This is a genomic window from Achromobacter sp. MYb9 (genome assembly GCF_002975275.1).
Lineage (GTDB): Bacteria > Pseudomonadota > Gammaproteobacteria > Burkholderiales > Burkholderiaceae_B > Achromobacter.
The window spans coordinates 246434-260632 of the sequence record NZ_PCOQ01000005.1 but is presented as its reverse complement, the minus strand read 5'-3'; the positions used below and the strand labels follow the sequence as shown (position 1 = coordinate 260632).

Here is a 14199-nt window from a genome sequence, read left to right as displayed (position 1 = left end):
ACCCCGCCGCCGCCCGGTGATGGCCGCCCTGAGCCTGTTTACGCTGGTATCGGGGTGCGCGGTCGGGCCCGACTTCACCTCTCCGGCCGCGCCCGACGTTGCCGCCTATACCGCGCAGCCCGAGGCAGGCGCCGCAGCCGGCGGCCAGCAGTTGCAGGCTGGCGCCGACATCCCGGCGCAATGGTGGCGGCTGTTCCACTCCGAGGCGCTGGACCAACTGGTGCGCCAGGCGCTGGACGCCAACCCGACGCTGGAACAGGCGCGCGCCAGCTTGCGACAGGCCACCGAGGACCTGAACGTCGAAACCGGCGGGCGCCTGTTGCCCTCGGTGGACGCCAACGTGTCCGCGGCGCGCCAGAAAGTGGACCCGTCCGCGTATGGCGTACCGGTTTCCGAGCTGCCGCCCCCGTTCACGCTGTACAACGCGTCGATCGATGTGTCCTACACGCTGGACCTGTTCGGCGGCAACCGGCGGGCGCTGGAGGGCATGGCGGCGCAGGTGGATTACCGGGCGCACGAATTGCAGGCCGCGCGCATGTCGCTGGCTGCGAACGTCGTGACGGCGGCCATCCGCCAGGCCGACCTGTCCGAACGCCTGGCCGCCACCCGCGAATTGCTGGACGCCCAGTTGCGCCAGCAGGACATCATGCGGCAACGGCTGGCGGCCGGTGGCATCGCCGAGGCCAACCTGCGCAACCAGGAACTGCTGGTCGCCCAAACGCGTGCCACCCTGCCGCCGCTGGACAAGCAACTGGCGCAGGTCACGCACCAATTGGCCGTCTACCTGGGCCAGCCGCCCGCGGCGTTGGACATCGCGCCGCTGCGACTGGCGGACCTGACGCTGCCCGCCAGCATTCCCACCGGCGTGCCCTCCGCGCTGACGCGCCAGCGGCCAGACATCCTGGCAGCCGAAGCGCTGTGGCACAGGGCGTCGGCCGATGTCGGCGTCGCCACGGCCAACCAGTACCCCCAGTTCACCCTGACCGCCAGCTTCGGCTCGCAACGCACCCGAGCGGGCGATCTGTCCGACGGCGTGAACGTGTGGAACCTGGGGCTGGGCCTGGTGCAACCGTTATTTCGCGGCGGTGAACTCCGCGCCCGCAAACGGTCGGCCGAGGCCGCCTACGATGCCGCCGCGGCGGCGTACCGGCAGACCGTGCTGGACGGTTTCCGTCAGGTCGCGGACGCCTTGCGTGCCGTGCAGACAGACGCCCAAGCCTACCAGGCCTACGACGACGCCTGGCGCCGCGCGGCGGACGCCGAACGCATCGCGCAAGGCCGCTACCAGGCGGGCGGCATCAGCCATCTGAGCCTGCTGGACAGCCAGCGCCAGCTGTTGCAGACCCGCGTCGCCCGCACCGAAGCCGATGCGGCGCGCTACGCGGATACCGCCGCGCTGCTGCAAGCGCTGGGCGGCGGCTGGTGGAATGAACCCGCCACGCCCCCTGCCACGGACCCTTTGGGCAAGCGCGTAACAGCGGTCCCCTGATCATGTCTGAGAATTCGGGTACGAAACGGGCGTTGTGCGAGGTTTAGGAATTCGATGTATCCGTAGCATCATGCAAGCGCTCAAGCTGCACAGATCCCTACGATTCATGAATGACCTACTAGACCTGATCGTCTTCTCGCCTGATCCCGACCAACGCGTTCGCCGCAGCGACGCGCTGGCGGGCATGGGATTCTCACCGCGCCGTTGCGAAGACTCCAACGGCTTGTTTCGCCTGTTCCAGGCTCGCCGCACGCCGCTGTTGGTGATGGAAGCCGAATTGTCCGATCTCTGCATGGCCGTCGCAGGTCTGCGGGCCATGGACACGACCGCTGGCATCGTCGCCGTCTCTGCCTTCGACTCTCCGGAAAACCGCATCCTGGGGCTGCATTGCGGCGCCGACGCCTGCTTCCAGCCCGACGTGGCCACGGCGGAAATCGCCGCGGCGTTGCAAGCCCTGGTGCGGCGGGTACCCGCCACGGCCGGCCGCCGCGCGCCCGCCGACGCGGAGCCGCGCCCGCCCGCCACGGCTGCGTCCGGCGATGCCGCGGGCAAATGGCAATTCCATGACGCGGCCTGGACGCTCGTCAGCCCGCAAGGCGCGCGCCTGGCGCTGACGCTGGCCGAGCGCGAATTCCTGCTGAAACTGACCGCGTCCGCCGATAAGCGCTTGCCGCGCAGCGATCCCCCTGGCATCGATCCGCAAGCAGGCCGCGAATCCATCCGCCGTACCGACGTGGTTGTCAGCCGCTTGCGGCGCAAGGCGCAAGACATGAACATTGCGCTGCCGATTCGCACCGTGTGGGGATGGGGGTACGCTTTCACCGGAGAGATCTGAGCGCCTCTGCGCGGGCGTATCATGCGGTGTGTGCCGCGTCGACTCCCGGCGCCGCCTCTCTCAGCTTCGCCACCCCGACATGGAAGTCTTTGAACGCCTGCAAGCGCTGCTTGCCCTGAACCAGGCCCGCCACCGCCTGATCGAACACCCCGCGGCCGGCCGCTCGGTTGAAGTCGCCGCCATCCGCGGCACCGCCGTCAGCCAGGGCGCCAAGGCGCTGGTCTGCCGCGTGAAGATCTCGTCCAACCAGCGCAGGAACGTGCTGGCCGTGTTTCCCGCCGACAAGCAGGCCGACCTGGACGCAATTGCGCGGGCAGCCGGCGGCAAGAAGGCATCGCTGGCCTCGCAGGATCTGGCGCGCGAATTGACCGGCTGCGAGATCGGCGCCATTCCTCCGTTTTCCTTCAATCCCGACCTGCATCTGCTGGTGGATCCCAGCCTGCGCGACCGCCACGACGAAATCGTGTTCAACGCCGGGCGCCTGGACGCGTCCATCCTGCTGAACACGGAAGACTACTTCCGGCTGGCCGCGCCGCAAGTCGCCCCCCTGATCAAGGCCTGATCCGCCCCATGAGGCTGCCGTGTCCCGCCCCCTGAACCGCCGAGGCGCGCGCACGTCGAACATGCGATGGCTGATGAGCCTGGCGCATATGGAGCCGTCGCCCGTCAGCCGTTGGGTGGCGCTGCGCGCCGCCCTGGCCATTGGCCTGCCCTCGGCCGTGGGGCTGGCGTTGGACCAAAGCGCGGCCGCCGCGCTGGTGGCCCTGGGCGCGCTACCCGCCATCACCGGCGATAACGGCGGCCCCTACCGCAACCGGGCGTTGTCCATCGGGTCGACCGTTTTGGGCGGCGCGCTGGGCTACCTGCTGGGCAACCTGGTGGCCGGACATGGTCTGCTGACATCGGCCGCCATGACCGTGCTGGTCCTGATCGCCAGCCTGGTCGGCACGTTCAATAACATCGCCGCCGTGGCGACGCTGCAATTCGCGGTGTATGTCATCGTGGGCGCCAGCCTGACCTCGCCCCTGCCGCCCTGGATGCCGTCGGTGCTGGTGGGCGTTGGCGGACTGTTCGGCCTGGCGCTGACCCTGTCGGGCTGGGTTGTCAACCCCATCGCGCCCGAACGCGCCGCCGTCGCGCTGGCCTATCGGAAGCTGGCCGCGATGTTCGCCGCCATCGGCACCTCGCGCACCATGGCGGCGCGCCGTGACATGGAGGCGGCCATGACCACGGCCTACGACACCGTGCTGGCCGCCCGCGGCCGCGCCGCCGGCCCGTCGCCACGGCTATCCCGGCTGGCGGCGCAACTGCAGGCTTGCACGCCGCTGACCAACGCCGCGTTATCGCTGGCGCGCGCGGGCCGCGTGCTGCCGCCGGCTTGCGCGCGCGTCATGAACCGGCTGGCCGACCGCGTGGAAAACGACGCCGACCCCGATCCCGGCGACGACATCGCCGCGTTGCGGCGCGCGGACATGCCGCAATTGGCGGACGCGCTGGCGCAGGCGCTGCCGTTGCTGGATGGCGCCAAGCCGCCCGACACCGATCCCTTGAGCGCGCTCACGCCTGTCCGTCCGCGCACGCCCTGGCGCGTGCTGGTCCGCACCTACCGGCCCGGCCCCACCACGGTGCGCTATCTGATCCGGCTGGGCCTGTGCCTGGTCGCGGCCGAGGCCGTGGCGCTGGCGGCCTCGTTGCCGCGGTCGTATTGGGTGCCGCTGATCGTGGTGGTGATTTTCAAGCCCAACTTCGGGTCGGTCTTCGCACGGGCGCTGCAAAGCTGCGGCGGCAGCGTGGTGGGGGTGGCCATCAGCGCCACTGTGCTGGCCGTGGACCGCAGCGGCATCGCCAGCTTGCTGACGGTGGCGTTGCTGGCCTCGTTGCTGCCCTGGTCCATCCGCCGCAATTACGGGTTGTTTTCGGCCATCCTCGTGCCCATCCTGATGCTGCTGATCGGGGCGCTGCAGCCCGGCACCTGGGCCATCGCGCTGGCGCGGCTGGTTGACGTGGGTGTTGCCGCCGGCATCGTGCTGCTGGTGGGCTACCTGCCGTGGATCCGCATCGAACGCCACAACCTGGACCATGCCGTGTCCGCCGCGATGGACACGCTGGCCGCGTACCTGAACACGGTCTTCCAGGCAACGCCCGCCAGCCGCCACAGCCTGCGCGCCAGCGCCTATGCCCGTTTGTCGGACCTGCGCATCGCGTTGCAGCGCGGCCTGTCCGAACCCCGTCTGGTCAGCCGGCGCGCACTGGCGTGGTGGCCCGTGGAGGTGGCGCTGGAACGCGTGGCGAACGCCATTTCGGATACCGCCTGGTCGCTGCCCGCCGGCCAGGCCACGCCCAGCGCCGCCCAAGTGGCCGCGTTGGCGGAAATGCTGCACGCCATGAGTGTCGCCGTCGAACACGGCGCGCCCGTCTCCGCCGACGCCATCACCCCGCCATCGCCCGCGCTGGCCGACGTGGCCGCCGAAATCGAAGCGCTGCGTGCCACGCTGGCCGGTCCGGATTTTGCCGCCGCGCCCGGCGCCGGCGCCCCTAAACCCCCCATTCACCAGGTCTGAACCATGTGTCTTGCCGTATTGGCCCTGCATGCCTTGCCGGGCATCCCCGTCCTGATCGCAGCCAACCGCGATGAATTCCACGCGCGCCTGACGCACCCTGCCGCCCAATGGCCGGATGCGCCGGAGGTCTATGCCGGCCGCGACGGCTTGGCCGGCGGCACCTGGATGGGTGCAACCACGTCGGGCCGCTTCGCGCTGGTGACGAATTTCCGCGAACCGGGCAGGCACCTGGACGCGGCGCCCTCGCGCGGCGCGCTGGTCGAAGACTTCCTGCGCGGCGGCGCGGCGCCCGGGGAATACCTGGCCCGGGTCCACGATACGGGCCAGGCCTATAACGGCTTCAATCTGATCGTGGGCGATGCGCGGCAGGCCTGGTATTTCAGTAACCGCAACGGCGCCCCGCGTGCGCTGCCGCCCGGCATCTACGCGTTGTCCAACCACCTGCTGGACACCCCCTGGCCGAAGCTTGCCCGCACCAAGGCCGCGTTCACCGCCGTGCTGCAGCATGCACGGCAGCCCGACATGCCAGCGCTGTTTGCCGCGCTGGCGGACCGCCAGGGCGCGCAAGACGACGAACTGCCGGCGACCGGCTTGCCGCGAGATCGCGAAAAGCTATTGAGCAGCCCGTTCATTGTCAGCCCCAACTATGGCACTCGCAGTTCCAGCATCCTTGCGCTGCATGCGGACGGCGCGGCCCAGCTTGAGGAAAGGCGCTTCGCCCCCGACGGCTCGATCAGTGGCGAAAGCCAGTTGGCATTCACCTGGCAAGGCGGCTTCTCCGGCGATATGCTGGCCGAATGCGGCTAGGCGCGCGAACTTGGCGCGGGCATGCCGGTCGAAACCCGTGTCATCCCCTCCAGGAGAACATGATGAACAAACGCTTTGAACGCTGCACCCTCGCCGCCATGATGGCGGTGGGCAGCATGGCCATCGCCGGCGTCCTCTCGACCGCCCGGGCGGCGTTGCCCCCGATCAAGCACCAGGGTACGGTGCAGTACGTCAGCGGTGGAATCGGCATTGATGAATCGGAAGCCATGAAGGCGGCCGCCGGCGACTACCCTCTGGCGCTGACATTCGCCGCCCAACGCGACGGCAAGGCGGACTACGTGGCCAGCGTAGGCGTGGCCATCCATGACGCGCAGGGCAAGGAAGTACTGAAAACGACTGCCGAGGGCCCGTACATGCTGGTGAAGCTGCCGGCCGGCGCCTACAAGATCTCGGCCACCTACGAGGGCAAGGCCCAGGAACGCGACGTCACCGTGCAAGCCACGGGAACCGCGCGCGCCGTCTTCGAATGGAAGTAGGCGCCATCGCGCCGCTGGCGCGCGGTTGGGACCGGCCGTAAGCCGGCCCGGCCTGGGGTCTTAGACGCCCGAAAACAGGATGGCGATCACGAAGCCCACGCCGATCGCCCAGACCAGCGAACGCAACGCGCCCCACCCCGCCAGATACATGGCCAGATAGCCCAGGCGCACGCCCAGCCAGCAGGCCATCAGCGTCGCCACATGCGCGGGCGGCGCCTGGGTGTATAGCGCGAACAACACCGCCGCGAAGAAGAACGGCAGCGCTTCAAAGGTATTGATCTGCGCGGCATTGGCGCGCGCGCGCCAGCCTTCCTGACGCGCCAGCCAGGCGCGTGGATCGTTGTTGTCGAATGTCTTTCCGCCCGCCTTGGCGACTATCGTCGAGATGAACGGCAGGATCGCCGCCGCCAGCATCAACCACGCGATCATTTTCATTATTTGGCTCCAGGTGGACAGACGGACCGCGAGTCCGTCAGGTGCGACGCGGCGTTGCGCCGCCAAGAGCGGCATCGTCGCCTGAAACCCGTGGTTGGGCAAGCGGGTGCGCTTACACTTTGCGCTTTGCGTCAACCTGCCCGATCCGCATGCCGCTTCTGTCGCCCTGGTCCGCGCTCTTCCTTTCCTCTGCCCTGCTCTGGCCGCCCGCCACCCGCGCCTGGGCGCTGGCGCCCCTGGCCATCGCGTGGGCCTGGGCCTGGACGGACGGCCTGATCGATCCCGTGGCGCTGGCGGCGCCCGCGCTGCTGTTGCTGGCAGCGGCAGGGGTGCGCCCCACGTCCAGGGCCGCCGCTCGCGCGGCCGGCCACGCCTTGTTCCTGGTGTTGGCCGCCGCACTTTTCCTGCATCTGCTGCCGGGCTTCCACAATCCGCAAGTTATCGCACCCGTGCCGCTCAGCCCCGATGCCGTGCCATTCGGCATGTACCTGAATCTGGACAAGCCGCTGGTGGCGTTCTGGGTGGTCCTGGTGTTGGCGCCGCCCATGGCGGGCGCAAGCGCGCGCAACACGTTGGCCGCTGCCGTGCTGGCGCTGGCCGCGGCCATAGTGGCGTGCCTGGGTGCCGCGCTGGCGCTGGGTGTGGTGGGTTGGGCGCCCAAATGGCCGGACACCGGCTGGATCTGGCTGGTCAACAACGCGTTGCTGGTCACGCTGGCCGAGGAAGCCCTGTTCCGCGGCTACGTGCAGCAGCAGTTGGCCACGTGTTGGCGTCGCCATGCCTGGGGCGGCCGCGCCGCCGTGGCCGTCGCCGCCGTGCTGTTCGGCCTGGCGCATTACGCTGGCGGCTGGCAATGGATATTGCTGGCCGGCCTGGCGGGCGCGGCCTACGGCACGGCATACCGCTACGGTGGACTGGCCGCCGCGGTGCTGGCGCACCTGGGCCTGAATGCCGCGCACTTCGGTTTGTTCACGTATCCGATGCGCGCGGGGTTCTAGCGCCGCCGGGCCTTGCGCGCGGCGGCAGCCGGGTTACGGCAAGGCCGGATAGTCGGTGTAGCCGGCTGCGCCCTGCGAATAGAACGTGGACGATTCCGGCGCGTTCAGCGGGGCGTCCAACTTGAAGCGACGCGTCAGATCGGGGTTGGCGATGTACTGCACGCCGAACGCCACGGCATCGACGCGGCCTGCCGCGACGGCGGCCTCGGCGGATTCCCGCGTATAGCGTTCATTGCCGATATAGACGCCGCCGAACGCCGCCTTCAATTTCGGGCCCAGGCTGTCTTCGCCTTCGTGTTCGCGCGCGCAGATGAACGCGATGCCGCGCTTGCCCAGTTCGGCCGCCACATAGGTGAAGGTTGCCGCCGGATCCGAATCGCCCATCGTGTGCGAGTCGCCGCGCGGCGACAGATGCACGCCCACGCGCCCCGCGCCCCAGACTTCGATGCATGCATCCACTACTTCCAGCAACAGCCGCGCGCGGTTTTCCAGCGAACCGCCGTATTGATCGGTGCGCAGGTTGGTGCTGTCTTGCAGGAACTGGTCCAGCAGGTAGCCGTTGGCGGCGTGGACTTCCACGCCATCGAATCCGGATTCCTGGGCCATCTTGGCGCCGTGGCGGTAAGCCTCGACCACGCCCGGGATTTCGGACGTTTCCAGCGCGCGCGGGGTGACGTAAGAGCGCTTCGGGCGCACCAGGCTGACATGGCCGCCGGCGGCGATGGCGCTGGGCGCAACAGGCAGTTCGCCGTTCAGGAAGACCGGGTCGGAAATGCGGCCCACGTGCCACAGCTGGGCCAGGATCAGGCCGCCCTTGTCGTGCACGCCGGACGTGACCTTGCGCCAACCCTTCACTTGCTCGGTGGACCAGAGGCCCGGGGTATCGGCATAGCCCACGCCCTGCGGCGTGACAGCGGTGGCTTCGGTCAGGATCATGCCGGCGTCTGCGCGCTGGGTGTAGTACTCGACCATCAAGTCGCTGGGCACGCGGCCTTCGCTTGCGCGCTGGCGGGTCAACGGCGCCATGACGATACGGTTGCGCAGCGTCAGGTCGCCGACGCGCAGGGGTTCAAACAGGGAGCTCATGCAAAATCCTTCCGCCCGGGCAATGGGCGCAATGTGTAGGGCTGACTACATATCCTGGTTCAACTGCCGCAGGAACGCGGCAATGACGGGTTCATTGCGACGGAAAAAGACCCATTGCCCCACTTTGGTCGCCGAGATCAGGCCCGCGCGCTGCAAGACGGCCAGGTGCGATGACACGGTCGACTGCGACAAGCCGCAGCGGTGATCGATGTGGCCCGCGCACACCCCATGCTCGAAGCTGTGGCCCGGGCGCTCTTCAAAATGCGCTTGTGGGGTCTTCAGCCAGGCAAGGATGTCGCGGCGCACCGGGTTCGCCAGCGCCTTCAGAATGGCGTCGGCGTCGATGTCGGGTTGCGCACCGGTCTGATCGGGAGTTGAAGGGGATGCGGTCATATTTGTATATCGCAATTTATCGAATCTTATATCGATGTTGTTCGATATATAGTCATGCCCCTGCGGCGCATGGGGCTATTGGCGCTAGTCGCCCTGCACGCGGCCGCGCAGGCGCTTGACCTCGCCATGCTGGACCTTGCGCTGGACGCGGCGGCGCTGCGAGGACCGGGTAGGCTTGGTGGCGCGGCGCGGCTTGTCTACCTGAAGCGCCGAACGCACCATGCCGATCAGCCGTTCGATGGCTTCGGCCCGGTTTTTTTCCTGGCTTCGAAACGATTGCGACTTGATGACGATCACGCCTTCTTTCGAGATGCGGTGGTCGCTGACGGCGCACACCGCGTCCTGGACATCCGGCGGCAGGCTGGACGCGCGGACGTCAAAGCGCAGATGGACGGCGCTGGAAACCTTGTTGACGTTCTGCCCGCCCGCGCCCTGCGCACGGATCATGGTGAACGTCAGGTCGCGCTCGTCCAGATAAAGGGAATCTTGAATGTGGAACATAGGCCGGCAGTCTACAAGATTGAGCCAGCGCCGGTGACGCGGGGCGTGCCCATCCGTTGATGGCCGGGCGCGCGCGTCGCTACAATGCGCCGGCCTGCACGCCGGCATCCCGCCTGCCGTGCCACCCCGCCTACGAGCCCATTCCCATGATCACCTGCTACTTGCGCTACGTTATTGACACCAATGCGATCGCCGAGTTCGAAACCTACGCGAAAATGTGGATCCCGCTGGTCGAGCGGTTCGGCGGCACGCATCACGGCTATTTCATGCCGTCGGAAGGCGCCAACAATATCGCGCTGGCGTTGTTTTCCTTTCCCAGCCTGGCCGCCTACGAAACCTACCGGCAAGACTCCCTGAAAGACGCCGAATGCCAGCAGGCCTATGCCTACGCGACGCAAACCCACTGTATCGTCAGTTACGAACGCAGCTTCTTCCGCCCGGTCTTCGGCTGACGCGGCCGCAGCCCCAAAACCTGTGCCGCGCGGGGACATTCGGCGCGTTGGCGCCGCTGCAAGTAAAATAGTGCGCTTTTGCTCGACTATTACGGCGCCCGGCCACCCGCACCCCGCCACGACCCCTTATGACCTATTCCGCCAAAGAAATCTTCAAGACCCTGCAAGGCGAAGGCGCCCATGCAGGCCGCGCGGCGGTATTTTGCCGGTTTGCTGGCTGTAATCTCTGGACCGGCCGCGAAAGCGACCGCGCCAGCGCCGCCTGCACCTTCTGCGACACCGACTTCATCGGCACCGACGGCGAAGGCGGCGGCAAGTTCGCCACGGCGGACCTGCTGGCCGACGCCATCGCCGCCGCGTGGGGCCCCGGCACGGAAGACCGCTACGTGGTCTTCACCGGCGGCGAACCCTTGCTGCAGCTGGACGCGCCGCTGCTGATGGCGATCCATGCCCGCGGCTTTACCGTGGCCATTGAAACCAATGGCACCGTCAAGGCGCCGGCCGGCATCGACTGGATCTGCGTCAGCCCCAAAGGCACCGCGCCCATCGTCATCGAACGCGGCGACGAACTGAAGCTGGTCTATCCGCAAGCCAACGCCTTGCCCGAAACCTTCGCGCACCTGGATTTCGAGCACTTTTTCCTGCAACCCATGGATGGCCCCGCGCGCGCGGCCAATACCCAGCAAGCCGTCCAGTACTGTATGCAGCATCCGCAATGGCGGCTGAGTTTGCAGACCCACAAATACATAGGCATTCCATGATTTACCCCGACGCCTTGCGGAGCACGCGATGATTTCCGTGACCCGCAGGCTGGAATTCGACGCCGGCCACCGCATTCCCGACCACCGCAGCCAGTGCCGCAATCTGCATGGCCACCGCTATGTGCTGGAAATCACCCTGACGGGCGACGTGGTGCAAGCCCCCGGCGAATCCGATAACGGCATGCTGATGGATTTCTCCGAGATCAAGCACATCGCCAAGACTCACATCGTGGACGTCTGGGACCACGCGTTCCTGGTCTATGAAGGCGACGCGGCCGTGCGCGGCTTCCTGGATAGCCTGCCGGACCACAAGACGGTGGTGCTGGACCGCATTCCCACCGCCGAAAACCTGGCCCAGATCGTGTTCGACACGCTGGCCCCGCAGTACCACGGCCACTACGGCGCCGACCTGCGCCTGACGCGCGTGCGTTTGTACGAAACGCCCAACTGCTGGGCCGACTGCAACGGCTGACGCCCCCCGGCGCGGCCGCCCTGCCGCGCCGCGCCCGCGTCCTTTTCGCCCCTGTTTTCCACTGATGGAAAACCGCGCTCCTATCTAGCCAATTGAAAAAATCAATGGGGATATTCGCCATTTTCAATTATTAGTAAGCTAATAGATAGGATACAATCTATTCCATGAAATCTCCTTCCGACTCCCAACTCATGGCCACCACCGCAAACCTGATGGTGCTGTCGCGCGCCTATCGCGGCGCCGCCGACAAGGCGCTGGCAGACTATGGCCTGTCGCAAGCGACGGCGTGGCCCGTTATCCTGGCGGGCCGCCTGGGCGACGGCGTGCGCCAGGGCGCGCTGGCCGAAGCGCTGGGCGTCGAAGGCCCGTCGCTGGTGCGCGTGCTGGATCAACTGGTCGCCGCGGGCCTGATGGAGCGCCGCGAAGACGCCCATGACCGCCGCGCCAAGACGCTGCACCTGACCGACGCCGGCAATGCGTTGCGCGCGCAAGTCGAGGACGTGCTGGTGGAACTGCGCCGCCGCCTCTTCCACGGCGTCAGCGAAGCCGACCTGGAAGCGTGCCTGCGCGTCTTCGACGCCTTGAAGGTATCGCTGGGCCGCGGCGCCACCGGCGGGCATCCGCAGGACGACCCATCGTGAAACTGCCGAACGTCCGCGAAACCATCTTTTCGCTAAAGAGCTACCTAAGCGCCATCATGGCGCTTTATCTGGCCTACAGCATCGGTTTGCCGCGTCCGTTCTGGGCGATGACCACCGCCTATGTCGTGGCGCAACCGTGGTCGGGCGCCGTGCGTTCGAAAGCGCTGTACCGCCTGGTGGGCACGTTCGTCGGCTCGGCCGCCACCGTCTACATGGTGCCGCGGCTGTCCAACTCGCCGGTGGTCATGACCGCCGCGATGGTCACGTGGGTGGGCGCCTGCCTGTACATGTCGGTGCTGGACCGCACGCCGCGGTCGTACCTGTTCATGCTGGCCGGGTACACCGCGGCAATGATCGGTTTTCCCAGCGTGACGGACCCGTCGCTGGTGTTCGACACGGCGCTTGCGCGCGTCGAAGAGATCAGCCTGGGGATTGTCTGCGCCACGCTGGTCCACAGCCTGGTGCTGCCCCGCGGCCTGGCCCCTGCCCTGACCCTGCAACTGGACAAGGCCGTACGCGACGCCCGCAACTGGATGCACGACACGCTTAGCGGCCAGAACGCCGAACAGCGCGATCGCGACCGCCGCGTGCTGGCCAACGACATCACGCAGCTTCGCCTCTTGTCGACGCACGTGCCGTTCGACACGAGCAACCTGCGCTGGACGTCCGGCGCCGTGCGCGCCATGCAGGACCAGATCTCGGCACTGACGCCGGCCGTGTCCGCCGTGGAAGATCGCCTGCGCGCCCTGCAAGCCAACGACCAGCCCCTGCCCGAACCCGTTTCCGCGCTGCTGCATGACATTTCCGAGTGGATCAATGCCGGCGCGCAGGCCTCGCACGAAACGGCGGTGCAATTGCGCGCTGCCGTCTCGCGGCTGACGCCCGCCATCGACAGCCACTCCACCTGGCGCGACGCCCTGCTGGCCAGCCTGATGACGCGGCTGCGCGAACTGATCGACACCTATGACGAGTGCCTTGCGCTGCGCCGCGAGATCCGCGCCGGCCTGCAAGGCGCGCCGCTGCGGGCCCCCTTGCGCGCGGCCCGCCCCGCCCGCGATCCCAACGCCGCGCTGCACCGCGACCACGGCATGGCGCTGCTGTCCGCGCTGGCCGCGGGCGTGGCCATTTCGGTGTGCTGCGCCTTCTGGATCGGCACGGCCTGGAGCAACGGCGCCACCGCCGCGATGATGGCCGCGATTTTCAGCTGCTTCTTCGCGTCGCAGGACAACCCGGTGCCGGGCATCATGCAGTTCCTGACCTACACGGTGTATTCCATCCCGTTGTCGGCGCTGTATCTGCTGGGCATCATGCCCGCCATCCATTCGTTTGAAATGCTGGCCCTGTCGATGCTGCCTACCGCCTTCGTGCTGGGCGTCTTCATCGCACGGCCCGCCAGCACCGGCAAGGGGATGGCCATGTTGTTCGGATTCCTGGGCACGATGGCGCTGCAAGACACGAATACCGCGGACATCGTGTCCTTCATCGATACCCAGGTGGCGCAGTGCATGGGCGTAGCTACCGCCGCCATCATCGCCGCCATCTTCCGCACGGTCAGCGCCGACTGGAGCGCCCGCCGCATCCAGGCTGCCAACTGGAAGGAACTGGCGACGCTGGCCAGCTCGCCGCGCGCGCCCTCGCGCCATACCTATGCGGCCCGCATGCTGGACCGCATCGGCCTGTTGCAGCCGCGCCTAGCGCTTGCGAAGCGCCCGGACGATCTGGTTGCCGCCGACGCGTTGAAAGACCTGCGCGTGGGCCGCGACATCACGGAACTGCAACGCGCGCGCCGCCATCTGCCGATGGCCGAGCCCACGATCCTGCCCGTGCTGAACAGCCTTGCGCAATTTTTCCGTGCCCGCTCGTCGTGGCGCATCGGCGAGAAGACGCCGGAGTTCCTGGCGCAGATCGACCGCGCGCTGTCCAGCGTGGCCGCCTCGCCGCAAGGCCTGGCCGCCCGCGACCGCGCCGTGGTGGCCCTGGTGGGCATCCGTCGCGCCTTCTTTCCCGACGCGCCCGACTACCAACCCGCCCATCCCACCCGGGAGGGCCACGCATCATGATCGGCGAATTCAATCTCTACGGCATTTACTTCCCCTGGCTGCTGGTGCTGGGCATGGTCACCCTGGGCGTCGCCTGGGCCGTGCGCCGCGTGCTGGCCCGCGCCGGGCTGTACCGCCTGGTGTGGCACCCCGCGCTGTTCGACCTGGCGCTGTTCGTGGTGCTGCTGTATGGCGTTTCCCTGATATCCCCTTATTTTCTCCAGAGATAGGT

Annotated in this window: 17 protein-coding genes; 13 read left to right on the top strand and 4 right to left on the bottom strand. The window is 67.7% G+C overall.

Annotated elements, in window-relative coordinates; all coding sequences use genetic code 11:
- Positions 1-19: 19 nt before the first annotated feature.
- The 6 genes from CQ050_RS10920 (at position 20) to CQ050_RS10895 (ending at position 6189) form a co-directional block, all read left to right on the top strand.
- On the top strand, positions 20-1489 hold the full coding sequence (locus tag CQ050_RS10920; RefSeq protein WP_105556839.1) for an efflux transporter outer membrane subunit: 1470 nt from the start codon (positions 20-22) through the stop codon (positions 1487-1489).
- Positions 1490-1595: 106 nt separating this feature from the next.
- The gene (locus CQ050_RS10915) at positions 1596-2324 is read left to right on the top strand and encodes a response regulator transcription factor (RefSeq protein ID WP_105556903.1); all 729 of its coding nucleotides are present in this window, start codon (positions 1596-1598) and stop codon (positions 2322-2324) included.
- Between the two features lie 79 nt (positions 2325-2403).
- Positions 2404-2886: a YbaK/prolyl-tRNA synthetase associated domain-containing protein gene (locus CQ050_RS10910; RefSeq protein ID WP_105556838.1), complete on the top strand. Its 483-nt coding sequence runs from the start codon at positions 2404-2406 to the stop codon at positions 2884-2886.
- A gap of 19 nt (positions 2887-2905) precedes the next feature.
- Positions 2906-4885 carry an FUSC family protein gene (locus CQ050_RS10905; RefSeq protein WP_233213952.1) on the top strand — a complete coding sequence of 660 codons (1980 nt, stop codon included), beginning with the start codon at positions 2906-2908 and terminating at the stop codon, positions 4883-4885.
- A gap of 3 nt (positions 4886-4888) precedes the next feature.
- Positions 4889-5692 carry an NRDE family protein gene (locus tag CQ050_RS10900; RefSeq protein WP_105556836.1) on the top strand — a complete coding sequence of 268 codons (804 nt, stop codon included), beginning with the start codon at positions 4889-4891 and terminating at the stop codon, positions 5690-5692.
- A gap of 62 nt (positions 5693-5754) precedes the next feature.
- Complete coding sequence (locus CQ050_RS10895; protein WP_105556835.1) at positions 5755-6189, top strand: carboxypeptidase-like regulatory domain-containing protein; 435 nt, start codon at positions 5755-5757, stop codon at positions 6187-6189.
- A 60-nt stretch (positions 6190-6249) separates the two neighbouring features.
- Here the strand turns inward: CQ050_RS10895 and CQ050_RS10890 are convergent, their stop codons facing one another.
- The gene (locus tag CQ050_RS10890; protein ID WP_105556834.1) at positions 6250-6624 is read right to left on the bottom strand and encodes an MAPEG family protein; all 375 of its coding nucleotides are present in this window, start codon (positions 6622-6624) and stop codon (positions 6250-6252) included.
- A 149-nt stretch (positions 6625-6773) separates the two neighbouring features.
- Between CQ050_RS10890 and CQ050_RS10885 the strand changes: the two genes are divergently transcribed.
- Positions 6774-7622, top strand: coding sequence for a CPBP family intramembrane glutamic endopeptidase (locus CQ050_RS10885; RefSeq protein ID WP_105556833.1), 849 nt, complete (start codon positions 6774-6776; stop codon positions 7620-7622).
- Between the two features lie 33 nt (positions 7623-7655).
- Here CQ050_RS10885 and CQ050_RS10880 read toward each other — a convergent pair whose 3' ends face one another.
- The 3 genes from CQ050_RS10880 to arfB all read right to left on the bottom strand — a co-directional run bounded on the left by CQ050_RS10880 (position 7656) and on the right by arfB (position 9602).
- Positions 7656-8708: an alkene reductase gene (locus CQ050_RS10880; protein WP_105556832.1), complete on the bottom strand. Its 1053-nt coding sequence runs from the start codon at positions 8706-8708 to the stop codon at positions 7656-7658.
- A gap of 45 nt (positions 8709-8753) precedes the next feature.
- Positions 8754-9101, bottom strand: a complete 348-nt coding sequence (locus CQ050_RS10875; RefSeq protein ID WP_105556831.1) for a helix-turn-helix transcriptional regulator — start codon at positions 9099-9101, stop codon at positions 8754-8756.
- A gap of 84 nt (positions 9102-9185) precedes the next feature.
- Positions 9186-9602, bottom strand: coding sequence for an alternative ribosome rescue aminoacyl-tRNA hydrolase ArfB (arfB, locus tag CQ050_RS10870; RefSeq protein WP_105556830.1), 417 nt, complete (start codon positions 9600-9602; stop codon positions 9186-9188).
- 146 nt (positions 9603-9748) lie between these two features.
- Between arfB and CQ050_RS10865 the strand changes: the two genes are divergently transcribed.
- The 6 genes from CQ050_RS10865 to CQ050_RS10840 all read left to right on the top strand — a co-directional run bounded on the left by CQ050_RS10865 (position 9749) and on the right by CQ050_RS10840 (position 14197).
- On the top strand, positions 9749-10054 hold the full coding sequence (locus CQ050_RS10865; RefSeq protein ID WP_105556902.1) for an NIPSNAP family protein: 306 nt from the start codon (positions 9749-9751) through the stop codon (positions 10052-10054).
- Between the two features lie 128 nt (positions 10055-10182).
- Entirely contained in the window at positions 10183-10815 is a 633-nt protein-coding gene (gene queE / locus CQ050_RS10860) for a 7-carboxy-7-deazaguanine synthase (RefSeq protein WP_105556829.1), read from the top strand.
- 28 nt (positions 10816-10843) lie between these two features.
- Positions 10844-11287, top strand: coding sequence for a 6-carboxytetrahydropterin synthase QueD (gene queD, locus CQ050_RS10855; protein WP_105556828.1), 444 nt, complete (start codon positions 10844-10846; stop codon positions 11285-11287).
- Between the two features lie 164 nt (positions 11288-11451).
- Entirely contained in the window at positions 11452-11928 is a 477-nt protein-coding gene (locus CQ050_RS10850; protein ID WP_105556827.1) for a MarR family winged helix-turn-helix transcriptional regulator, read from the top strand.
- On the top strand, positions 11925-13988 hold the full coding sequence (locus CQ050_RS10845; RefSeq protein ID WP_105556826.1) for an FUSC family protein: 2064 nt from the start codon (positions 11925-11927) through the stop codon (positions 13986-13988). The genes CQ050_RS10850 and CQ050_RS10845 overlap by 4 nt, the downstream gene beginning before the upstream one ends.
- A complete protein-coding gene (locus CQ050_RS10840) occupies positions 13985-14197 on the top strand; it encodes a DUF1656 domain-containing protein (protein WP_105556825.1) in 213 nt (70 codons plus the stop codon). Before CQ050_RS10845 ends, CQ050_RS10840 begins: the two co-directional genes overlap by 4 nt.
- The last annotated feature ends 2 nt before the right edge of the window (positions 14198-14199 follow it).

Bases quoted from the DNA above. Each gene is read 5' to 3' on its own strand.
- arfB (WP_105556830.1), bottom strand. From the start codon at position 9,602: ATGTTCCACATTCAAGATTCCCTTTATCTGGACGAGCGCGACCTGACG.
- CQ050_RS10920 (WP_105556839.1), top strand. From the start codon at position 20: ATGGCCGCCCTGAGCCTGTTTACGCTGGTATCGGGGTGCGCGGTCGGG.
- CQ050_RS10915 (WP_105556903.1), top strand. From the start codon at position 1,596: ATGAATGACCTACTAGACCTGATCGTCTTCTCGCCTGATCCCGACCAA.
- CQ050_RS10875 (WP_105556831.1), bottom strand. From the start codon at position 9,101: ATGACCGCATCCCCTTCAACTCCCGATCAGACCGGTGCGCAACCCGAC.
- CQ050_RS10840 (WP_105556825.1), top strand. From the start codon at position 13,985: ATGATCGGCGAATTCAATCTCTACGGCATTTACTTCCCCTGGCTGCTG.
- CQ050_RS10880 (WP_105556832.1), bottom strand. From the start codon at position 8,708: ATGAGCTCCCTGTTTGAACCCCTGCGCGTCGGCGACCTGACGCTGCGC.
- CQ050_RS10850 (WP_105556827.1), top strand. From the start codon at position 11,452: ATGAAATCTCCTTCCGACTCCCAACTCATGGCCACCACCGCAAACCTG.
- CQ050_RS10895 (WP_105556835.1), top strand. From the start codon at position 5,755: ATGAACAAACGCTTTGAACGCTGCACCCTCGCCGCCATGATGGCGGTG.
- queD (WP_105556828.1), top strand. From the start codon at position 10,844: ATGATTTCCGTGACCCGCAGGCTGGAATTCGACGCCGGCCACCGCATT.
- CQ050_RS10910 (WP_105556838.1), top strand. From the start codon at position 2,404: ATGGAAGTCTTTGAACGCCTGCAAGCGCTGCTTGCCCTGAACCAGGCC.
- queE (WP_105556829.1), top strand. From the start codon at position 10,183: ATGACCTATTCCGCCAAAGAAATCTTCAAGACCCTGCAAGGCGAAGGC.
- CQ050_RS10900 (WP_105556836.1), top strand. From the start codon at position 4,889: ATGTGTCTTGCCGTATTGGCCCTGCATGCCTTGCCGGGCATCCCCGTC.
- CQ050_RS10885 (WP_105556833.1), top strand. From the start codon at position 6,774: ATGCCGCTTCTGTCGCCCTGGTCCGCGCTCTTCCTTTCCTCTGCCCTG.
- CQ050_RS10890 (WP_105556834.1), bottom strand. From the start codon at position 6,624: ATGAAAATGATCGCGTGGTTGATGCTGGCGGCGGCGATCCTGCCGTTC.
- CQ050_RS10865 (WP_105556902.1), top strand. From the start codon at position 9,749: ATGATCACCTGCTACTTGCGCTACGTTATTGACACCAATGCGATCGCC.